The sequence below is a fragment of the Lacihabitans sp. CCS-44 genome (assembly GCF_024343735.1).
Classification (GTDB): Bacteria; Bacteroidota; Bacteroidia; order Cytophagales; family Spirosomataceae; genus Leadbetterella.
Map to the genome: position 1 here is coordinate 1 of NZ_RJUE01000055.1, position 20,410 is coordinate 20,410.

Genomic DNA, 20,410 nt, shown 5'->3' on the forward strand with positions numbered 1-20,410 from the left:
GTTTTCTTCTAAGAAAATTGAGTTCGTAGCCAGAGCCAAAGAAAATCGCAAATACGAAGAGCTTTCGTCATTAATAAACTCGAATACCGATTGTGACTTAGGGTCATTAACCTTATTAAAAGATAGTAAGGTCTACCTTTATACAGGAAAACCTATACAAAATAAAAAAGGAAATCTTCATTATAGAGAGGAAATTGTACAGACTCCTTTACGGTTAATTATGACCGAAAGTAAAAACAATCGAGAGTATAAAATGGCATTTATCACCAATAACTTCGACTTGACGGCAAAGGAAATTACCGATATTTATAAAAAACGTTGGGACATAGAAGTGTTTTTTCGCTTTATAAAACAAGAGCTTAATGTAAGTCATCTGGTTTCACTAAATGAAAATGGAATAAAAGTAATGCTTTACATGACTTTAATAGCAGCAATGCTGATACTTGTATATAAGCATGCCAACAACCTTAGTTATAAAACCGCAAAAAGAAGGTTTAAAATGGAGGTCAGAAACTTGCTGATAAGAGAAATCGTAATCTTATCTGGTGGAAATCCTAATATACACTTTAAAACATAAAAATGGCCGGAATTTCTTCCGACCATGACTACCTATTTTGGAGGTTTTTTTTTATTTTTTATGTTTGGTTTTATTTTTTGCAAAAAAACGTATTTAATTAGCATAAAAATTTAACCTTTCACTATGAGGCCATACATAATATTCCTTCTTCTTATAAACGTTTTACAGTCTTTCGGGCAGAGAGATTTTTCGAAAGATTTACTGAAAGATTGGAAAAAAACAGAAATCAGATCTAAAGATGGCAGTAAACTCTACGACCAAACGTACTTAAACTCTACTTTTGATATTAAGGTGTTTTCCAAAGATTCCTTGAGCTTATTCACGAATGGACGAAGATACAATCATAGTTATTCTTTGAAAGACAGTATGTTGGTTTTCAATAAGATAGTATTTAAAATAAAGTCTCTGACCGAAACAGAATTAATACTTGATCAGGCCGATTTTGCAGACGAAATGCAAGCCTTGAGTCTAAGATTTATGCCCAAAAAATTGTATGATCTCACTTACACGCCTGTTTCTTATGTTTCAAAAAGCGGTGAGCGTGTTTATCAGCAAGTAAACGGAAAATTGGAGCCTTATTTTATGGATAAAAATATGGCCGTTATGGACTATATTTTTGAAAAATTCGGCTTCCCTGAATATCGAAAAGGTGGTTTTGTAGTTCGGTTTGTAGTTACTAAAACTGGGGCTTTAAAGGGTGTGGCTGTGGTGGCTTCAACAAATGACAAATACAATGAAAAACTCATTGCCGCTGTAAACAAAACGAAAGGTAAATGGCAGCCCGCAGAATATATGGGTGAAAAAGTAAATGTGGAGGTGGAGTATGACTATAACTTGAGTTACAACGAAAGAGAGACCAGCTCTGTGGTGGATTCAGCCCAATATTCTAAAATGTACTATGACTATGGTAACGATTTCTTTGAGCGAGCGGCGTATAAACAAGCCGAGTCTTATTATCAGAAGTCCATCAACTACAACCCGCTAAATATCAATTCGTACTACCAACACGCAGCTTGTTTAATATTACTTCGTCGCAAAGACGATGCCTGTAAAGACTACCAACAATTGGTTTTTCTGGAACAGAAAAAAGCCAAAGTCTTGCAGGATAAGTATTGTAAGTGACCTCCAATGTGTTAATTTGATAATGAGTTAATGAGTTAATAATGAAACTTCTAGTACTTGGTGCGAGTTTTCAATAACCAATAACCAATAACCAATAACCAATAACCAATAACCAATAACCCAATCAACCCGGCATTGTAGGTCTAACTTCAATCTTGCTCGGAAGTGTACGGGCAGGCATTTTTATGAGGTCTATGACCATTTGGCCAATATCTTCGGGTTGAATTTTCCAAGCGTCTGCATCTGAAGGAACATGTCCGTTGAAATAGGAAGTCACTGATCCCGGCATAATGGTCGTTACTTTTACTCCTTTGCTCCTTACGTCGAGCATGAGTGCTTGTGTGAAACCCACTAAACCAAATTTGCTGGCGTTATATGCCGTGCCGTTTACGAAGAAATTTGTTCCAGCCAAACTCGCAATAGTAATGATATAGCCCTTACTTTCAATAACTTGGTTGAGACAAGCCTTCACCGTGTTAAAAACTCCTGTCAGGTTAATATCAATTGTTTCGTTCCATTGTTCGGCAGTTAGTGTTTCGATATTACCGAAATGGCCCACTCCAGCATTGGCCAAAACATAGTCCAAACTTCCCCATTTGGCGATTATTTCTTGCACATTTTGCTCCAAATCAGCGGGTTTTCTGACATCAGACACAAATCCTATGGCCGAATCTGGTTTTATTTTGTTCAAAAGCTCCAGGGCTGAGTTTAATGCCTCGGCATTTCTACCCGTTATGGCCACTTTTATATTTTCTTTTACCATGGCTTCGGCTATTCCTAAACCAATTCCCTTCGATCCACCTGTTATAAAGCCTACTTTGTTTTTCATGTTGTTTGTATTTTAAACCGCCAAAGACGCAATGACGCCGAGGATTTCTACCTTTTGTATCATACCGTTCTTCTGGAATTTATGTTTTCGTTTTTTGAAGAATATTCACAAATTTAGTCGGATATTTGTCGAATATTTCAATAATTCATGGATATTTCTATCATAGTGGCGGTGGCCAAAAACGGTGTAATCGGAAGGGATAATCAGCTTTTGTGGAGGCTTTCAGAAGACCTTAAGTTATTTAAAAAACGTACGACTGGCCATGCCATCATCATGGGTCGCAAAACTTACGATTCTATCGGCAAACCACTTCCAAATAGAGTAAATATTGTGATTTCTAGAAGTAAAGATTTAAAAATTGAAGGTTGTACTGTGGCAAATTCGTTGCAAGATGCCATTGAAATAGCCAAAAACGAGTCAGACAAAGACGAGGTTTTTATAATTGGAGGGGAGAAGATATATAATTTGGCGGAAAATCTAGGCACCAAGCTCTATCTTACCAAAGTATATGCTACCCTAGAAGGAGATGCTTTTTTCAACCTAAAACCTTACGAAAACTGGACGACGGTTTCATCGCATTCTTACAAAAAAGATGAGAAGAATGAATACGATTTTGAGGTATTGGAAATGATTAGAGTTTTTTAGCAAAGCTGGACAATTCTGTGTTTTTATATGATTTTAATGTGAAGTTTTTTACGAAATATATATTTTTCTTTGACGAAGGATTTTACAAGATAATTTTGCGATTGTTGTGATGGAATATAACTTTACAATAATTTTTAATATGGCATACAAGCCAAAAAGGGAAGTGAAAATATTTAATATTCTCACTTCCGTCTTAGATATGATTGTAGGAGCAATCACTATCTGGGAATTCGCAAAATCAAATCATGTTTTTGAGGTAATAGCCCACTACATGATGAAGTAACTAGAAAAAATGTTACTTTCTAGGGGATGGTGTTTTGCATCACCCCTTTTTTATGTGTCAAAGATAAAAAGAAAGTTTTTATAAAAAAAATATTTTTATATTCTTTATTTTCGAGTTTGATGAAATTTTAAAGGTGATTACCTCTTCAAAGTTAAAAAATAAGTAATTAAATTATGCCGAATTTCTACTCGCATTAATGTTCCCAAAAAGCGATCTGGTTACCATTTTCTCAAAAACCGTTTTTGCATTTTCATTTGCGGTTTCCTCCACTTCTTGTAAAGCATATTGCTGAATAGCCAAAAGCGGTAACACAATATTTTCTCTGTATTCTACGGACATCATGCTGATGGGGTCAGTTTCCATTAAAAGTTTTTGTCCAGAAACCAATAGCATATTGTTGATACTCATCTGTTGTTCTTCATACAAAATATTCCAAAATTCGCCATACACGGGGTCGTTTTTCATATAAGAAGTCAGTGGGAAGTACGTCTTCGAAAGTGCCATCATGCTGTTCTGCATCAAGGTTTTGAAGTACAATGAGTTTTCAAAAAGGTCTTTCAAATCCTCTAATTTTCCTTCGTCTATTTTGGACTGAAGAGCAGTACCAAATCCAAAGAACCCAGGAACGTTTTGTTTTAATTGGCTCCATGAGCCCACAAATGGTATGGCACGTAAGTCACTCAATTTAAGCTGACTAGAAGTGCTTCTTTTGCTCGGCCGACTTCCAATCTTGGTTTTTCCGTAGTATTTCAGTGGGCTTTTGTGTTCGAGATAAGATACAAAAAGCGGATGATTTTTTAATTCTAAATACTTTTTGCCACCCACTTCAGCCAATTCTTCAATCAGGTCACGTTCTTGTTTGCTAATCAGCGATTTATCATCCGTAAAGATATCATTGATTACACCTGCCGAAAGCAACTGCTCGAAGTTAAAAATGGCCTGTGGTTTTGATCCGTACATCGACGAAATCGTTTGACCTTGTATGGTAATCTGAATCTCATTATTGGCAATGCTTGGACCCTGTGAGGCATAAAACTGATGTGTTTTGCCACCACCACGAGCCGGAGGGCCACCTCGGCCATCAAAAAAGACGACATTTATACCATTTTCCATAGAGACCGCTGTAAGATTCTCCTTGGCTTTGTAGATCTCCCAGTTGGCTTTTATGTAACCGCCGTCTTTTGTACCGTCGGAGAATCCAAGCATAATGGTCTGGAAATCAGAGCGGTATTTGAGCTGTTTTTTGTAATATTCGAGGTTATAGAGTTCGCCCATTGATTGTCTGGCTGTATCTAGGCCTTCGATGGTTTCGAAAAGCGGAACGATGTCGACATTTATTTCTTCTATGCCACAGAATTTAAACATGGCCAGCACTTCAAGTACCGAACACGAGGAAGTTGAGTTTGAAATGATATATCTATGACAAGCCTTTTCGCCATTTTTGGTCTGGATTTCTTTGATGGCTTTGATAGTTTTGAATGTATCTTTTACCAAAGGATCCTCAAAGTCATCTTCGTTAATGGTGATATCGTTGTTGGTCAAAAATGCCACTTTTTCTTCGTGAGACCACTCAGAATAGGGCGTTGTTGAAACATTGTATTTGCTTACAACTGCTTGAAAAACAGCTTCGTGTATGCTGCTATCCTGTCTGATGTCGAGACTAGCGAAGTGCATTCCAAACAACTTCACTCTTCTTATAAACCTATCCAATTCTCCCAAGAACATCGAATTATGGTCTTTTACCATTTTGTCTCTAACCTCGGCCAGGGCTGCAAGAAGTTCGGCTGCTGTAAGGTCATTGTTAAGACCAAACATGTTGGTGTATATTCTGTTGTTGATTTTATCCAAAAGCGGAATAACACCTTTGAACGTGAACCTACGTCTGATATCTTTGAAATGATTGTAATAACACTTCAAAATGTTGGTTCTGAGTTCTTGAGCAACTTTTTTGCTAATTTCGGCCGTTACGAATGGGTTACCGTCTCTATCACCACCTGGCCAAAAACCTAGGTCAATGATGGATTTGAATGCTTCGTTTTCGTCTAAAATATCGCTATAAATGAGGTCGTGCAACTGCCCGATAGCTTCATAATATACATGTCTCAAGTAAAAAATGATACTTTGAGCTTCTTGAACAGGTGTGGGTTGCTCGTCATTGATAAACGGCGTTTTGCCCAACTGTTGCAGTAGGGCATCTATGGCATTTATATCATTCGTGGCAATACAGGCTTCCAAGTCTTGGATGATTCTGAGTACCGAGTTTGGATAAAATTGCGTTGGGTGAGCCGTGAAAACCACTCTTACCTTGAAGTTTCTAAGTTTTTCTTTTACTTCTTCAATTTTGCCATGCTGCGAAGCCAAGGCAATGATAGACGCCAAAGTGCCCTTGGTATTGGTGGCATTAAGTTTCTCGAAAGCCGCATCTTCAACAGAGTCAAAAAGTACCACTTGACGTTCGATATAGGTGATAAATCTAAAAAGAAGGTCTATTTTCTCCTTGTCCGTCTTGATGTTGGTATATCGCTCAAAGAACGAATTGATAATTTCTTTAGGAGTTTGGCCGTCTTCAAAACCTTGTTTGGCTTTATCATGCAAAAACGGCATGAGCGTGCCAATATTGGTCATTTTATCGTATGGCAACCTCGAAAAGAGGGTGTTGAATACCAAATATTTGTTATGAACCTCTTGGGTAAATAAGGTCTCAAGATTTTGTTTCGACATGGTTTTGTTTTTCCAAATTAAAAGAATTCAAAACAAAGATAATAAAACACAAAAAAAAGAGGGGAAATGATGCTATTTGTTATGCAAAAGCAAGTAAAATGTTATTTATTCCAAATTAAATATTGGTAAATTGATATTTTTTAGAATATATCCTTTGATTGGGTGTTCAGAACAAAGTCAACTGTTGGCTTTTTGAAATACTAAACGAATTTTTATTGAGCTCAGGAAAGACAAAGTTTGGGAAGAATTTGTCCTTGGCTATTTTTATGGATTGATGGAAAGAATCTGCCAATATTCCGCTGCCTTTCATTCGCTCCTTAGGTATTTTGCTGCCCAGATTTCCTTCGTGAAGACAACGGATTTGGTTCAAAATTTTGTCTGCTCGGTCGGGATAATGTGTTTTTGCCCACTCTATAAATATCGGTTCTACAACATCGTTCAGCCGAACCATGGTGGAGGCAAACCCGAAGGCTCCATTCAAATGGAACTGTTCGGCTAAAGCAAAAATTTCGTGACTATTAATGGCCGGAATTATGGGTGCTATCATGCCAAAAACAGGTATATCGTTTTCGGAAAGGACTTTCATGGCTCTTAGTTTATTGGCTGCGGAGGATGTTCGGGGTTCTAAAACCCTACGAGTTTCTTCGTCTAAAGTAGTGATGGATAAGGCCACGGCCACCAAATTGTCTTCTCGAAGTTTTTTAAGAATGTCTAAATCCCGCAACAAAAGAGCGTTTTTGGTGATGATGGTCAGCGGATGTTTATATTTCAGGCAGACTTCTAAAAGCTGCCGCGTGAGCATAAATTTCCTTTCGGCAGGCTGATAGCAATCGGTATTTCCGGAGAACGATATGGGATTTGGAATATAGTTTTTTTTCTGAAAATATTTTTCAAGAAGAGCAGGAGCGTCGGGTTTATAAAGGATTTTTCGTTCAAAATCCACACCCGCATTCAGTGACCAATATTCGTGTGTGGGTCGGGCATAGCAGTACGAACAGCCATGCTCGCAGCCCTGGTAAGGGTTGAGCGATTGAATAAAGGGCAAGTCTATGCTTTTGACCTGATTTACAATGGTTTTGGCATGTACTTTTATGAATTCTGTCTTGGTTTTTATTTCTTCGTAATCGTAGTCGTTCTCCCAAAACGGTACAGTTTCCGTTTTGTCGAAGCGATTCTTTACGTTGTTTACAGCTCCTTGTCCTTTCATTTTCTAAAAGTAGGGAGCTGAATTTGAATTATAAAAAAATGCTAAATTCCTTGGATTTGTTCTGCTATTTTTGTTGCCACTAATTCACGAATGAACAGCATAAATCTATTCTATCACCTTATTTTTTCTTCCAAAAATAAAATATATCAGGCCACCAAAAGGTACAAATATGGTCACCAGTACCCAAATGAGTTTATGATTGCCTTCAAATTTGGACCTAACGATGTCTATGATGGCGAAAATCATAAAGAGCCAAAATGAGAACACTGTGATTTGCCAAAAAATCAAACCGAAAGAAGGAGATAAGTAATTCATGTTTTATTTTTTTGTTAAAACGCCTAGCATCCAAGCTGCCAAAACACCCACTGCAGTACTTAATGCTATTGCATAAATATAGCTCCGAATAAGAAATGCACCGTTGTCTTTACCGAAAATATTGAATAGGTCTTTGGTATAAGCAAAGTAGGCTAGTTCAAGAAATAAAGGTAGTAGTAATATCCAGAAGTTGATCTGCATGTTTTTGGTGAAATAATACACCAAGGCTGAGATTAAGAAAAGAGGAATGGCGACAATCAGTTGTATGATTGGTCCTACACCAACTTCGCTGCCCGGATAGCTGCTTTTGGTTATGATAAGTATGTTTGAAATGAATGCAAGAATTACGATTCCGAGCAGAATAAAATACATTTTGTCCATGGTCTATTTTTAGTTTATAATGGTTAAGTTTTTGTGCAAAGAACATTATTCTTTACTTAAGTTTACTAATGTTTCGGTGAAAATCTCCATATCGACTTCATCGTTCCACACATTTATGGATAGTCTGATGGCATTTCCACGGTAGGAAACGAATACTTTTTGGTCAGCAAGGGCTTTCTGGATAGTCTCTATTTTGAGGTTTTCTGGTAATCTTATTCCAAATAAATGTGCGGCTCGAAAGTCTTTATTTTCAATCCAATAGCCTGCTTTTTTTAGCCTTTCTATATATGGTTTACCTAGCTTTTTGGCGTACTTGTGAATCTCTTCTGGTTGCCAATCTATCAATAAATCAAGGGCTTTTTCTACCATGGGAAGGTTGATGAAATTACTGAATTCCCCCATGTTGTACCGGAATGCACCTCCTTGATATTCAGACTGATAATTGATGAGATTTTTGAAATCCTGACTGTTTTTTCGTCCAATCCAGGTTTGTTCGAGAGGAAAACCGTTGTCGAAGTATTTGCCAAAATAGGCCAAAGTGGTTCCATAAGGCCCCAAAAGCCATTTGTAAGTGGCAGCGACTAGAAAATCGGGCTGAATTTTCTGAATGTCAAAGGCATAAGCTCCCAAATGTTGAGTGGCATCTATGATAAATAAGATATCATTTTCGGCACATTTCTGTTTGATTTCTTCGAGATGAAAGAGTGTGCCTTCAGCCCAATGAGTAGGCGAAATACAAACCAAAAGTGCCTCTTGATCCAAGGCTTCTAGAAGTTTACTGTTCCAGTTTTGTCCTCTGTTGTCCAGTTCCTCAGGAGCGTGTATGGTTTCTATGCTTAGTTGTGGTTTTTCAGCGACAAGTTCTCTCCATCCGTACACGTCACTTGGGAATTCCTCCCCAACCAGCACTATTTTGGTCTTATGGTTTGAAAAACCTCTCTTAAGAATGTTTTTGACCACTGTGGCCATGCCGTAAGAAACAGATGGCATTATTGCAATCTGTTCATAATCAATACAGTTGATGAGTTTCGCAAACTTTTTCTTGACATTGATAGCGGTATCAAAGAAATGCTCTTGAGTTATCTCATAAGGCTGCGACTTTCTCAATAAACCCTTAATGCCAGCTTCCTCTACCACTTTTGGTAGTGGCGACATGGTGGCACAGTTGAGATAATGTATATTTTCAGGTAATGAGAAAAATTCTTTTTTCAGCATTCAAACACTTATTTTGGAAGTCTCTTGGCATACCAAGTCATTTGGCCACGGTGGTTGGCTATGTGCTCAGCTACATGAAACCACTTGCAATAGTTGTTCCAATTCCAGTCTTTGGTTTCGCCGGATAGAAACCACTTATCGTCTCTTTTCTTAAATTCTGCTTTGCTTTTTGCACGGATTTCGTCCATGGCTTCTTTATAATAACTTAGCGGATTGCCCTTTATCTCTTTTTGTGCGGCTTCGCCCAGATCCATGGCGGTGTTCCATTTGGTCTTATTTTCCTTCGAAAAATCCTCAAGATTATGAAAAGTGATGTCTTGGTAAATCACCTCAGTGGCTACCAAATGCATCATCAAAGAGCCTATGGAGTTAGAGTCTTTGTCGTGGATATAGTCTAGCTGCTCCACTGTAAGTTTTTTGTTATAACTGATCACCGAATTGCTCAGCCAATCAAGCATTGACACAAGTGTGCCGATTTGGGGTGTGTAGCCTTCTAATGGCCCAATGAGATTGATGTTTCGGTCTTCTGGGAGTGTATTTGCAAATCCATGGCGTGGAAGCACCAATGCTCCCGCTCCCATGGCGGTTATTCCCAATGAAGTTTCTAAGAAGTTTCTCCGATTGAATTTGTCGTTTTTCATAGTATAGGCGTTTAAGTTTATATAAATGTATGAAAATTTGAGTTTTAAATTCAATCAGGATTGTCAAAAAACTTTAGAAGCTTAAGCAGTTGGAGGTTTTTTCTTGCCAAAAAACTTCTTTTTGAATGGTTTATTGAAGCTTCGTTTTTCGACAGAATATGCTGGAGCAGGGCCCAAACCTAAGCTTTCAGTGATGTTTTGTTTTTCTACTTCTCTTTCTAGAAGTTTTTCTATGCTGGCTATTTTACGTTGATCTTTTTCGTTTATGAAAGTGAACGACGTACCGGTGGTTTCGGCTCGGGCCGTTCTACCTATTCTGTGTATGTAATCTTCGGCGTCGCGAGGTACATCGTAGTTGATCACCAAGTTGAGATTGTTGATGTCAATACCTCTCGAAAGCACGTCTGTAGCTACTAAAATATTGAAATTCTTGTTTTTAAATCCTCTCAGGTATTCCTCACGTTCTTCTTGGCTATTGTCTGAAGATATGCCTCTGGCCATTATTTTTACTTTTCCTAAAGCCCTGATAATCTGATTTATCATTGATTTTTGCGAAGAAAAAATGATGATGGTGAGGTCTTTTTTATCTTTCAATAAATGAATCAAAAGAGGTAGTTTTTGGTGATCTGCAGCCAAATAGAAGTGTTGGTCTATACCCACCGCAGGTTTCGAAACAGCCAGTTTTATTTCCTCCGGATTTTTTAAGATTTTATTTGCGAAATCGCGAATTTTCTGAGGCATGGTGGCCGAAAACATCAAGTTCTGACGCTTGACAGGAAGGTGTTTGATCACATAAAGTATGTCATCAGAGAATCCCATGTCTAGCATTTTGTCGGCTTCGTCTAGTACCAGACATTTGAGGTCGTCAAACTTTACATCGCCTGATTTCATGTGAGCCAAAAGTCTGCCTGGTGTAGCGATGATGATGTCAGCCCCATCCACCAAGGCTTTGCGTTGTTGGTCCCAGTTTTCGCCTTTTCCTCCGCCATAAATGGCTAAAGACGTGGCTCTTATGAAATAACTAAAACCTTCTATTTGTTCGTCTATTTGTTTGGCCAGTTCGCGAGTAGGTACCAAAATCAGAGCAGTAATGTGCTCATTTCTGCTTCTTATGATTAAGTCCAAAAGCGGAATAAGGTAAGCCGCAGTTTTGCCCGTACCGGTTTGAGCCGATGCAATGAGGTCTTTGCCGTCAAGAATTATAGGTATGGCTGCTTCCTGAATGGGCGAGGCCTGAATGTAGTTCATGGCATCTATGCCTGCCAATACGTCTTCGTGTATGTTGAGTTCGTTGAATTGCAATTATTTACTATTTATTTTATTAGCCAAAGCTAGAATAGTACAAATATAGTGCTAAGACGGCAAAGGTCAATATATTGGCGATTTGTAGACGAACGAAAATGCGATTGATATTGAGATATTACGATCAGACTAAACCTGCGAAAAGAAAAAACTTATTAAAGTTGAGTTTTAGGTACTTTTTAAACCTCGAAAAAACAGCCTTAATTTAGTTTGTGTCGCCTGCCGGCTGGGCCTTCATTTTTTTTCGAAAAAAAACGAAGCAAAAAAAACTGCACGGCAGCGGCCGACCGTCCACAAACTCACACACTCAAAATTCTCTAAATCCCTAGTTAATAATATAAAGATTTATGCATGAGAATTTTGATTGTGTTCAAACAGTGCTGGCTGATATAAGGAACCAATAGTACTTATTTTTCGCAGATTCCGATAATATTGAAGCTTTTCTTACTCAAACTTTCCTAACCTCAGTATTTCCCCTACCATTTAAGGTTAAACTCACTGGCTGATTGTTTTTCCATGCCCCCCTTGTGAAGTCAGGTATATCCACAGTTTTTCCTTTTTTCATGACTGAAAGTTCACTTGCATGAGCAATGGAACTCCATGCTGCGGCATCATAAACGTCTTGGTCGAGGGGAAGGCCATTTCTTAGGCAATCTATTAACCTCCAGTCCATTATAAAATCCATTCCGCCATGGCCGCCTACTTTTTTGGCTATTTCGCCAATATGCTTTACGAGCGGCGTAGTATATTTTTCTTCAATTTCTTTCAGCTCTTTTTCGCTCATCCAGTCTTCTCCAAGTGCTATTTTACCTGGCTCAGGCCATTTTTGTGCTACGCCTTTTGTTCCGCTCAACAAATGAATTCTCGAATACGGCCTTGTGGAGGTTACATCATGTTGGAGCATAATGGTTTTGCCTCTTTCGGTTTTTATGATGGTCGTATTCATGTTGCCCCTGAACGGTTTTCCTACATAATCCTCATAAAAAGGGTCGTTGGCAGCAAGAGATTTAGCCATTTCGCCCATCTGAAAATCGTTGGACGAAATAGCCACTAAGTGGTCAAATCTATCACCACGGTTGATATTCAGACATTGCGAAATGGGTCCCAAGCCATGCGTAGGATAGAGGTTACCGTTTCGGTTGGCGTTTTCGTTGAGTCGCCACATGTCGGAGTAGGAAGTTTTTCCAAAATTGGCGATTAGTAAATTATGAATGTAGGCCCCTTCAGCATGAATAAGTTCTCCGAAAAGACCATTTCTAGCCATATTGAGGGTCATTTGTTCGAAAAAATCGTAACATGTGTTTTCCAACATCATGCAGTGCTTTTTTGTTTTTTCGGAGGTTTCTACCAACTCCCAACATTCATCTATGGTTTTAGCCGCAGGCACTTCTATAGCGGCATGTTTACCATTTTTCATGGCATAAACAGCCATTGGGGTATGCAAACTCCATGGCGTGCAGATATACACCAAGTCAATATCGTTGCTCTCACAGAGGCCTTTCCATCCGTCAACACCGCTGTATTCTCGTGCTTTTGGTAGATTGGCTTTGGACAAAACGGCCTGTTGCTTTTCTACCCTTAATGAATCTTTATCGCAAAGGGCGACTATTTCTACGGCCGCTATTTGGCTCATACGTTTCACAGCCCCAGGGCCGCGATTGCCCAAACCAATGAATCCAATCCTGACTTTTTCAAGTTTGGGAGCCGCAAAACCGCTCATGTTAAAGGTTTGATTGGCTTTGGGCTTAGCAAAATCGCCATTTTCTGACGTTATGGCCGCATTAGAGATGCTTGGCAAGCTAATAGCAGCAGCACTTGCACCTATGTTTTGGAGGAATTTCCTTCTGTTAGATTTCATTTTTTGTTTGGGTCGGTTGAATATTTTATAAACTCTGAATTCTTAATATAGAATTCAGAGTTTCAAGATTAATAAATCCTTACAATTTTCGCATATTCACTGGATCCCAATTAATAGCTTTTTTCTGAAAATAGCTTTCATTACAAGCCAAAACTGGGGCTGCTGCTCTGAAACCAAAAATAGGGTCTTCTATGGTAGCTTGACTTCCTTTTCTGATATTTTCGAAGAAATTGCCAAAATGGTTGGCGTGCTCGTCTGTACCTGGTTCAGGAGTGAATTTTACCTCTTTTACTGGTTCTGCCTTACGGTCTGCTTCCGTGAATTTGGCGTTGTATTCTTTCTCGAATTCTTTTTGTTGGGCATCTGAGAAGGTAAAGTAACTGTCGTAATTTCCGAATCCGGGTGCTTTTGGGAGTTTTTTCTTGCTCAATGTCAGTCCGTTACCCGAAAAATCTATTTGCCCTTCGGTTCCGATTATTCTGGTGTTGTTGTTAATCGTTCCCGCATTGGCAAAATTCACTCTCAATACCATCTGAAATTCTTCATGTGTAGCTGCTTTTGGGTAATCCAAAATAGCCACCATCACATCTGGCACGTCACGTCCTTCTTTCCAATATCTTAGTCCACCTGAAGCAAATATTCGGTTTGGTCCTTTGGAGTCTACCACATAATGTACGCCTGTTATTAAATGTACAAATAAGTCACCAGCCACACCAGTACCGTAGTTTTTGTAATTTCTCCAACGGAAAAAGCGGTTGGCATCAAAGGGCATTTTAGCGGTGTCTTTTAAGAAAGTGTCCCAATCTACAGTGGCCGGAGATGCATCTGTGGGTATGGAATAATTCCAAGCTCCGATGGCACTGAAGCGGTCTGAGTTAGATTCCACATAGTTTATAGCTCCGATGTCTCCTGCTGCAATAATTCTTTTGGCTTCTTGAAAAACACTTCCACTTATTCTCTGGCTCCCGACTTGCATGGTTTTGCCAGATTTTTTCCAAGCGTCTATCACTGGTTTACCTTCGTTGATGGCTTGTACCATGGGTTTTTCGCAGTACACATTTTTGCCTGCATTGAGGGCGTCTATCGTGATTTTGTCGTGCCAATGGTCTGGAGTGGCAATAATTACAGCGTCAATGTCTTTTCGACGAAGAATTTCTCTATAATCGCGGGTGACAAACATGTCATTGCCAAAGGTTTGTTTTACCCTTTCGAGCCTACCTGTGTACAAGTCGGCCGCAGCCACAAGTTCCACTCCGGCGGTTTTCAAGGCTGCTTTTGTGTCATAATGCCCCTGAATTCCCATGCCTATGGTAGCCAATCTTATTTTGTCATTCGGGCTAACTGAAAGACTTTTGATTATGCTGAAGGGTTTTGCTACCGTACTTACACCTGAGAGCACGGCCAAACCGCCTATATTTTTAATAAATTTTCTTCTTTGCATAGTTTTGATGGTTGAATAATTTTGCTTCTTTGTCAAAATTAAAAAAAAACTCCCACCAAATATGTATCAAAAAGACGAAAAAGATTTTTAAATATTCAAACTTGGTTATTTATTAGTTAGTTGAAATTGCAAAATGCCCATTTTTTATTTTTTTTATTTTGCCAGTTTTCACCTCTTGTAGTACGAGCTCAAATTCTCCTTGGCAAAATTCGTTTTCTGGCTGAAATTTTTCGATTTTGAGGTAACCACCGAGTTTGGGATTAATATTATATTCTTCAGTCCAGGTTTTGCCATCGCCAACTAAAAATTTTGCAAAAATCTTCTTTTCGATAGTTTCAATGTTATATTTTCCGGTTTCAGTGAGATTCTCAAAACCTAATCTAAATTCTTCGTCTGTTATTTTATTTGGGTTTAAAAACGCGGCTTCGCCTCTTGAGGCAAATATGATAACGCTATTCTTGGTGACATGACCGCTGACCAAGGAAACATTTGGTGTATATCCAGCTGGTGCAGTTGGAAGCCATTTTTTTCCGTCAATTCTAAATCGGATCAACTCATAGGTGGTATTGGCCGGATCAATAATATCAGTGATATTACAAGATTGTATAACAAATATACCAAATAGGTATAGGAAGGTTTTTTTTAGCATGGAATTCTGTTTAAAATTTTTTCAACAATATCCATACCAAACCTTTGGGTTTTTAGTAAAGCAATGTGTTTTAAGGATATTGACTTTTGAAATCGGCTAGGGTGATATAAAAAAAAATACACCTCAAAAACTCAAGGCGTATTATATTTATATAGGTTTAGGGGTAAAAAACAAGTTGAAAAATTCCTCAAATCCATGAGAAATCTGTTGGTATTACTCAATGGGTTGTGTACTTGCAAAAATGAGTGCACCGCCCGCTATTGCCAGATCTTTTAGTAAACTCATCATAGACATTTGTCCACCATCGCCACCTTTCAGTGCACCAGGCAAGTGAATGGCAAAAACAAAAATGAGTAAGAGGATGGCCAATAGGGTAGATGCAAGCCTAGCTTTTTTCTGGATAATTATGCTAGAAGCGGCTGCTATAAGGGATAATCCAGTGATATACACCCAAATAACTCCACCTGGTAAAGGCACCATACCTGACATACCGTCAGCCGCCATGAAATGTAAAATGCCAAAAATGGCCATCGGTACCGCCAGTAAAAAGCGGCCGAGTTTGGTCAATGGACCGATAATTTGCTCCATAGTATCATAGGTTTAGGTTAGGGTTAAATAGAAATTCTCCGAAAATTAATATTTTTTATTGATATATAACAATAGCAAAAGATTTTTTTTTTTAATCTCATTCTAATATCTGCAGGTTTCGGTGTTGTGACAATTTGCTTTTTGGCCGGACAAGTTTTTTAGGTAAAGCGAAGTTTTTCTTTAAACTGGGAGTCTTAAATGTGTTTGTTTTAGGATGTCATAGAAATAAAAAAAGCCCCATCGCGGGGCTTTTACCATTCCTTCAAAACTATTAAAATACACTTTCCTCTATTTTTATATCTTCGGATTTGGCCAAGAGTTGATCGTAATCATAGGTGATTTTTTTCGATTTTGATCTTCTAGAAATGAGAATTTGACCGACTTTTATTTTGTAAAAATCATAAGCCAAAACTACTAGTAGAAATAAACACACTACATAAAAAACCTTAAATTCGAGCAGCTGATAAGTGTATCCTGAAGCTAAGGCTCCTACAATGTAAGAAACTACTATGCTCAGCAATAATTTGCTTTTGTTGACGAGTTCGGAGTTGTCTCTGAATTCTTTTTTGGTGAACATAGATGCCAAAATAGCCAGGTCTGTGGTAAGGCCTGTGAGGTGGGTGGTTTTTACGGTAAAGTTAGATATACTGGCGGTTAGGCCATTCTGTAGGCCCATAGCAAAGAGCATGATCATCAACAAAAATTCGGTTTCGAAAAGGGTTTCTCTGTAAAAGAATTGTCCATAATACCCCACCACAAGTAGACAGATTATTTCTAAAAGAATAGGCAAGCTATGGGCCAAATAGGTACTTTTTTTGTTGAAATTGATGACCATTTGGTTGGACACAAAACTTCCCATAAAAAACATCAATATCCACCCTAAAACTACCACAATCTGGTAGGTGTTTCCTTTAACTATTTCTGCAGCAAGTATGGCATAGTGGCCGGTGATATTTGACGAAAACGAAAAAAATATCAATAAGGAAGCGATATTTACCATTCCACTAGTAAATGCCGTAAGAGAGCCCAGTTTTATGTTGTCCGATATTCTTCTGCTATTGCTATATTTTCTTAACATGGTATTTCGAATATTTGTGTTTTGAAAGCCTATTGTTTTTGTAAAAGATGCCTTATTTGCTAAAAACTAACTTGGCTATTCCTCGTGCTTGGTTGTCAAGCTCGATATTCAGCACCATGCGGTGGTCGTCGAGGTGTGTAAGTTGGTAGTTTTCGGTGTCTCCTTTGGCGTGTTTTAATTGTAAAATATGCCCACGGCCTTTCAAAACCCACTTTACAGATTTCGAAGTTTTGCCGTTCTTTAGTTTCAAGTTTCCGCTTGGTTCGAAAGTCCATGTTTCGGCTTCATGAATGACCAGATCCTTGGCAATTTCGGTTTTTTCAAGGTCTGATATAGTCTTTCCTATTGTTGAATTCGCCAAAAACTTATCTGTCTTTTCGTACTCCCAATCCATTTCTTTCCATGCACCTAAAATGGTTTTTTCTGGATTTTTGCCAGTCTTCAAAAAGGCAGTAAGCCCAAATGACAGTAAACCACAAATAAAAATAAAAAAGGAGGTTTTTTTCATGATAAAATTATTAGTTTGTATACGGTCAAAGATTTATTTGTACAGGTTTTGAGATATCAGTTGCTAGTTGCAAAGCTGCTTTGGAACAACTCGGCCAATTCACCTTTTTCTGGAACGAAGGCTTCGCTGTATAGTGATATTTCCTCGTAGTCTATGCTGCTGTTTTTTATGAAGGGCCTTAAGTCGAAGCTGTTTTTTTGATTTTTATTGGATACAAAACTGCCACTTATAAATGCAAAATCTATCTTGTTGCTTTGCAGAAAAGTCTCAAACGCTCCCCGATTGTAACCCGTAAAAATGTCTTTTCGGATGATATGAATTTTGGAGTTGAATTTGTTTTTGAGTACACTCAGTCCTTCTTCAAATGCTTCGTTGTATAGAGAATCTATAACTTTTGATTTTGAGAAAAAGAGCATATCTGTTATGGAATCGCTTGTAGAATAGCCATAAACCAGCACAATGTTGTGCCTTTGGTTACCCAATTTGTTCTCCAACACATATTTCAGAAGATTCAACGATGAAATAGAAAAATCGGTTGTTACAAGAATATTTTTGTTCATGTCTGTCTTTGTTTTATTTGATGACACAAACCTAATACCCACTTATTAGACTCATTTAAGAGCCATATTAGTATGACATTAAAATATCAAGAAGAGATTAGAGTGGTATTAGAATATAAATTTTTGGAAGATCTGAAGGGTGTTTTTTGCAAAAAAACATGCGGCTATAAAGCGTATATGCTTCCAGAAATTTTATTTTTTGGAGTAAACACATTTCCGGAAAATGAATGTGAACCAAAGAAATCAGAACTGGCCTATGGGAAGTTTTATTTGCACAGTGGTGCCAATGTTTTGGATTGAACTTACCAACAACTCGCCGCCATGCATGCGTATGATGTTACGTGTTAATGGTAGGCCTATGCCATATCCTTCGAAATTCTGAGTGTTTGATGCCCTAAAAAACGGGTCATATATGTAGTCCATTTCGTTTTCGGGAATTCCGATGCCCGAGTCTTTGACCACCACAAGTATATGTGTGTCTGAGGAACCAAGCGAAACATTTACGACATCGAACTTCGAGTATTTACAAGCATTGATGATGACATTGCTGACAGCAAGGTGTAGTAGTTGATTATTGCCATTTACTTTGAGTTTCATTGGGTTTTCGGGCAATAAACTCATGTCTATCATTACTTTATTTTTGGGATTTATCTTTTCTGTGGTCAATTTTACGTCCCACAGTAGCTGGTCCATTCTTACTTTGTCAAACTTTATAGTTTTTCCATTAAAACCAGTTTGGGCAAGAAAAAGCAGAGCTTGCGTTTTTTTGTCCAGGTTTTCGGCTTCTTCCAGAATCACTTTTATGGTTTCTATGTACTCTTCAATACTTCTGATTTTAGTGAGGGTTACGTCTGCTTCACCAATAATGGCCGTGAGTGGTGTGCGAAGTTCATGCGATGCATTGCTGATGAAGTTGTTTTGGGTGTTGAACGACGTTTCCATTCGGTTAAGCATATTGTTAAAGGTCTTGGCGAGTTCATCTAGCTCGTCGCCTTCGCCTTTTTGTTCCAGTCTTAAATGCAGGTTTTCAAGGTTTATTTGTTTTACTTTTTCGGTAATCTGGGTGATTGGCCTGAAAACAAAACGCATCAGAAAGTAAGAAATGATAACTGCCAACAGTGAGGCCACAATCAAAGAAACCCAAAGCGTTTTGTTAAGATATTTCTTTTGATGCAGAAGTAAATAATTTTCTGCTGAGCTTACTACTATGTAGTTTTTGTCATTTATCAGAAGCATTTTGCCTTTCGAATATGCTTTTTTGTCGAAGTGTTCGGCTTGTTTATTGGTTGCTATTTCTGTGTAAAATTTTAATGGTAAGTTGGTTATAAGTATTTCTTGTTTGAAGCCCATAATGCCAATATATTCGAACACATAATTTTTTTCATTAGGAAATTCTGCCTCTACACCTTGAATATAACCGTCTTTTAGCTCAGGTTTGGACTTTAGTTTTGCTTTTAAGACGGTGTCGATGTGAGCATCCAGAAGTTTGTAAAAGTCGTCTTTTGAGTAGGTGTTTTCAAAAAAATACACAAATCCACCAAATACCAGAATTATCAAAAAAAATGAAGTTAGTAATAGGAGATTTGCCTTTAATTGAATTTTCATATGCATTTTTTTTGAATCTCCCAAAACCTGGCTCTGGTCTGGGAATATTACGTCTGTTTTTATTTTTCAAATAAACTTCAAAAAACCAAACATGTTATGTTTTTCAGATTAGAATATGATGAGAATGTTTTGCTAACATTTAAGTACGTAACCCATGCCTATTATGGTCTGAATGAGCTTGGTGTCGCTGAGGACGTCTACTTTTTTTCGAAGGTAGTTTACATATACATCCACAACATTGGTGCCGAGGTCGTAGTTTACACCCCACACTTCTTCTAGAATATCAAGCCTCGAAAGGACTCGCTCTTTATTTTGTATAAAAAACAACAGAAGCCTATATTCGGTAGTAGTCAGCGAGATTTCTTGACCATTGCGTGTCACCGTTTTGGTGTAGTCATTTACCACCAAATCGTCTATTCTGTAAATAAATTCCTCCTGAGCGTCGGGTTTTGGCAAGGAAGTGTTTTCGGTTCTACGCAATAGATTTCTAATACGAGCCAATAATTCTATAAACTTAAAAGGCTTTACGATATAGTCATCTGCCCTGTATTCAAGGCCCATTACGATGTTTTCTGAGGTGCCCAAGGCCGAGAGAAATATAATGGGTACTGACAGGTCTTTTTTTCGAATTTCTTTACAAACTTCATAGCCGTTGAGTTCAGGAAGCATAATGTCCAGTACGATAAGGTCGAAATCGTTTTCTAAGGCCAAAGTAAGGCCAGATTTGCCGTCAAAAGCTACCGTAACTTCAAAACCTTCTTCGTAGAGACCCTTTTTAATGAAAGAAACTACATGAGCTTCGTCTTCTACCAACAGTATTTTTTTCATGAAAGAATATTGTTTTTTATTTAAGTCTCTGTTGAGAAATGGGTGTTTTGTTGTAAA

General features: G+C 38.1%; 21 protein-coding genes. 4 read left to right on the forward strand and 17 right to left on the reverse strand.

Translation table 11 applies throughout. From position 1 onward, the window contains the following. Both EGI26_RS10165 and EGI26_RS10170 read left to right on the forward strand, forming a co-directional pair. Positions 1 to 577, forward strand: a 577-nt coding sequence (locus EGI26_RS10165) for a transposase (protein WP_255078069.1), incomplete at its 5' end; no start/stop codon positions are given. A gap of 123 nt (positions 578 to 700) precedes the next feature. After that, positions 701 to 1,699, forward strand: a complete 999-nt coding sequence (locus EGI26_RS10170; protein WP_255078070.1) for a hypothetical protein — start codon at positions 701 to 703, stop codon at positions 1,697 to 1,699. A 124-nt stretch (positions 1,700 to 1,823) separates the two neighbouring features. Here EGI26_RS10170 and EGI26_RS10175 read toward each other — a convergent pair whose 3' ends face one another. Then, complete coding sequence (locus EGI26_RS10175; RefSeq protein ID WP_255078071.1) at positions 1,824 to 2,528, reverse strand: SDR family oxidoreductase; 705 nt, start codon at positions 2,526 to 2,528, stop codon at positions 1,824 to 1,826. Between the two features lie 147 nt (positions 2,529 to 2,675). Between EGI26_RS10175 and EGI26_RS10180 the strand changes: the two genes are divergently transcribed. After that, positions 2,676 to 3,173, forward strand: coding sequence for a dihydrofolate reductase (locus tag EGI26_RS10180; protein ID WP_255078072.1), 498 nt, complete (start codon positions 2,676 to 2,678; stop codon positions 3,171 to 3,173). A gap of 139 nt (positions 3,174 to 3,312) precedes the next feature. Continuing rightward, positions 3,313 to 3,456, forward strand: coding sequence for a hypothetical protein (locus EGI26_RS10185; RefSeq protein WP_255078073.1), 144 nt, complete (start codon positions 3,313 to 3,315; stop codon positions 3,454 to 3,456). A gap of 171 nt (positions 3,457 to 3,627) precedes the next feature. Here the strand turns inward: EGI26_RS10185 and EGI26_RS10190 are convergent, their stop codons facing one another. The 16 genes from EGI26_RS10190 to EGI26_RS10265 all read right to left on the reverse strand — a co-directional run bounded on the left by EGI26_RS10190 (position 3,628) and on the right by EGI26_RS10265 (position 20,353). After that, on the reverse strand, positions 3,628 to 6,177 hold the full coding sequence (locus EGI26_RS10190) for a phosphoenolpyruvate carboxylase (protein ID WP_255078074.1): 2,550 nt from the start codon (positions 6,175 to 6,177) through the stop codon (positions 3,628 to 3,630). A gap of 166 nt (positions 6,178 to 6,343) precedes the next feature. Continuing rightward, entirely contained in the window at positions 6,344 to 7,384 is a 1,041-nt protein-coding gene (locus EGI26_RS10195; RefSeq protein WP_255078075.1) for a PA0069 family radical SAM protein, read from the reverse strand. 105 nt (positions 7,385 to 7,489) lie between these two features. Beyond that, complete coding sequence (locus tag EGI26_RS10200; protein ID WP_255078076.1) at positions 7,490 to 7,699, reverse strand: PLDc N-terminal domain-containing protein; 210 nt, start codon at positions 7,697 to 7,699, stop codon at positions 7,490 to 7,492. A gap of 3 nt (positions 7,700 to 7,702) precedes the next feature. Then, on the reverse strand, positions 7,703 to 8,080 hold the full coding sequence (locus tag EGI26_RS10205) for a hypothetical protein (RefSeq protein WP_255078077.1): 378 nt from the start codon (positions 8,078 to 8,080) through the stop codon (positions 7,703 to 7,705). A 45-nt stretch (positions 8,081 to 8,125) separates the two neighbouring features. Next, the gene (locus EGI26_RS10210) at positions 8,126 to 9,295 is read right to left on the reverse strand and encodes an aminotransferase class V-fold PLP-dependent enzyme (protein WP_255078078.1); all 1,170 of its coding nucleotides are present in this window, start codon (positions 9,293 to 9,295) and stop codon (positions 8,126 to 8,128) included. 8 nt (positions 9,296 to 9,303) lie between these two features. Continuing rightward, positions 9,304 to 9,936 (reverse strand): DinB family protein, encoded by a 633-nt coding sequence (locus EGI26_RS10215; RefSeq protein ID WP_255078080.1) that lies wholly within the window; start codon positions 9,934 to 9,936, stop codon positions 9,304 to 9,306. A gap of 81 nt (positions 9,937 to 10,017) precedes the next feature. Then, positions 10,018 to 11,238 (reverse strand): DEAD/DEAH box helicase, encoded by a 1,221-nt coding sequence (locus EGI26_RS10220; RefSeq protein WP_255078081.1) that lies wholly within the window; start codon positions 11,236 to 11,238, stop codon positions 10,018 to 10,020. Between the two features lie 448 nt (positions 11,239 to 11,686). Beyond that, positions 11,687 to 13,096 carry a Gfo/Idh/MocA family protein gene (locus EGI26_RS10225; RefSeq protein WP_255078084.1) on the reverse strand — a complete coding sequence of 470 codons (1,410 nt, stop codon included), beginning with the start codon at positions 13,094 to 13,096 and terminating at the stop codon, positions 11,687 to 11,689. Positions 13,097 to 13,175: 79 nt separating this feature from the next. Next, positions 13,176 to 14,537 carry a Gfo/Idh/MocA family protein gene (locus EGI26_RS10230; RefSeq protein ID WP_255078086.1) on the reverse strand — a complete coding sequence of 454 codons (1,362 nt, stop codon included), beginning with the start codon at positions 14,535 to 14,537 and terminating at the stop codon, positions 13,176 to 13,178. Between the two features lie 112 nt (positions 14,538 to 14,649). After that, positions 14,650 to 15,186, reverse strand: a complete 537-nt coding sequence (locus tag EGI26_RS10235; RefSeq protein WP_255078087.1) for a hypothetical protein — start codon at positions 15,184 to 15,186, stop codon at positions 14,650 to 14,652. 213 nt (positions 15,187 to 15,399) lie between these two features. After that, on the reverse strand, positions 15,400 to 15,774 hold the full coding sequence (locus EGI26_RS10240; protein ID WP_255078088.1) for a DoxX family protein: 375 nt from the start codon (positions 15,772 to 15,774) through the stop codon (positions 15,400 to 15,402). Between the two features lie 271 nt (positions 15,775 to 16,045). Continuing rightward, entirely contained in the window at positions 16,046 to 16,852 is an 807-nt protein-coding gene (locus tag EGI26_RS10245) for a YoaK family protein (RefSeq protein ID WP_255078089.1), read from the reverse strand. Positions 16,853 to 16,904: 52 nt separating this feature from the next. Continuing rightward, positions 16,905 to 17,360 carry a hypothetical protein gene (locus EGI26_RS10250; protein ID WP_255078090.1) on the reverse strand — a complete coding sequence of 152 codons (456 nt, stop codon included), beginning with the start codon at positions 17,358 to 17,360 and terminating at the stop codon, positions 16,905 to 16,907. 56 nt (positions 17,361 to 17,416) lie between these two features. Further along, positions 17,417 to 17,920 (reverse strand): hypothetical protein, encoded by a 504-nt coding sequence (locus tag EGI26_RS10255; protein ID WP_255078091.1) that lies wholly within the window; start codon positions 17,918 to 17,920, stop codon positions 17,417 to 17,419. Positions 17,921 to 18,163: 243 nt separating this feature from the next. Continuing rightward, a complete protein-coding gene (locus tag EGI26_RS10260; RefSeq protein WP_255078092.1) occupies positions 18,164 to 19,525 on the reverse strand; it encodes an ATP-binding protein in 1,362 nt (453 codons plus the stop codon). Positions 19,526 to 19,657: 132 nt separating this feature from the next. Beyond that, a complete protein-coding gene (locus EGI26_RS10265; RefSeq protein WP_255078093.1) occupies positions 19,658 to 20,353 on the reverse strand; it encodes a response regulator transcription factor in 696 nt (231 codons plus the stop codon). Positions 20,354 to 20,410 lie beyond the last annotated feature (57 nt).

Excerpts from the sequence above, each read along its gene's own strand:
- EGI26_RS10230 (WP_255078086.1), bottom strand. The coding sequence starts at position 14,537 with ATGCAAAGAAGAAAATTTATTAAAAATATAGGCGGTTTGGCCGTGCTC.
- EGI26_RS10250 (WP_255078090.1), bottom strand. The coding sequence starts at position 17,360 with ATGAAAAAAACCTCCTTTTTTATTTTTATTTGTGGTTTACTGTCATTT.
- EGI26_RS10260 (WP_255078092.1), bottom strand. The coding sequence starts at position 19,525 with ATGAAAATTCAATTAAAGGCAAATCTCCTATTACTAACTTCATTTTTT.
- EGI26_RS10170 (WP_255078070.1), top strand. The coding sequence starts at position 701 with ATGAGGCCATACATAATATTCCTTCTTCTTATAAACGTTTTACAGTCT.
- EGI26_RS10240 (WP_255078088.1), bottom strand. The coding sequence starts at position 15,774 with ATGGAGCAAATTATCGGTCCATTGACCAAACTCGGCCGCTTTTTACTG.
- EGI26_RS10175 (WP_255078071.1), bottom strand. The coding sequence starts at position 2,528 with ATGAAAAACAAAGTAGGCTTTATAACAGGTGGATCGAAGGGAATTGGT.
- EGI26_RS10210 (WP_255078078.1), bottom strand. The coding sequence starts at position 9,295 with ATGCTGAAAAAAGAATTTTTCTCATTACCTGAAAATATACATTATCTC.
- EGI26_RS10225 (WP_255078084.1), bottom strand. The coding sequence starts at position 13,096 with ATGAAATCTAACAGAAGGAAATTCCTCCAAAACATAGGTGCAAGTGCT.
- EGI26_RS10200 (WP_255078076.1), bottom strand. The coding sequence starts at position 7,699 with ATGAATTACTTATCTCCTTCTTTCGGTTTGATTTTTTGGCAAATCACA.
- EGI26_RS10255 (WP_255078091.1), bottom strand. The coding sequence starts at position 17,920 with ATGAACAAAAATATTCTTGTAACAACCGATTTTTCTATTTCATCGTTG.
- EGI26_RS10215 (WP_255078080.1), bottom strand. The coding sequence starts at position 9,936 with ATGAAAAACGACAAATTCAATCGGAGAAACTTCTTAGAAACTTCATTG.
- EGI26_RS10205 (WP_255078077.1), bottom strand. The coding sequence starts at position 8,080 with ATGGACAAAATGTATTTTATTCTGCTCGGAATCGTAATTCTTGCATTC.
- EGI26_RS10190 (WP_255078074.1), bottom strand. The coding sequence starts at position 6,177 with ATGTCGAAACAAAATCTTGAGACCTTATTTACCCAAGAGGTTCATAAC.
- EGI26_RS10245 (WP_255078089.1), bottom strand. The coding sequence starts at position 16,852 with ATGTTAAGAAAATATAGCAATAGCAGAAGAATATCGGACAACATAAAA.
- EGI26_RS10180 (WP_255078072.1), top strand. The coding sequence starts at position 2,676 with ATGGATATTTCTATCATAGTGGCGGTGGCCAAAAACGGTGTAATCGGA.
- EGI26_RS10185 (WP_255078073.1), top strand. The coding sequence starts at position 3,313 with ATGGCATACAAGCCAAAAAGGGAAGTGAAAATATTTAATATTCTCACT.
- EGI26_RS10235 (WP_255078087.1), bottom strand. The coding sequence starts at position 15,186 with ATGCTAAAAAAAACCTTCCTATACCTATTTGGTATATTTGTTATACAA.
- EGI26_RS10195 (WP_255078075.1), bottom strand. The coding sequence starts at position 7,384 with ATGAAAGGACAAGGAGCTGTAAACAACGTAAAGAATCGCTTCGACAAA.
- EGI26_RS10265 (WP_255078093.1), bottom strand. The coding sequence starts at position 20,353 with ATGAAAAAAATACTGTTGGTAGAAGACGAAGCTCATGTAGTTTCTTTC.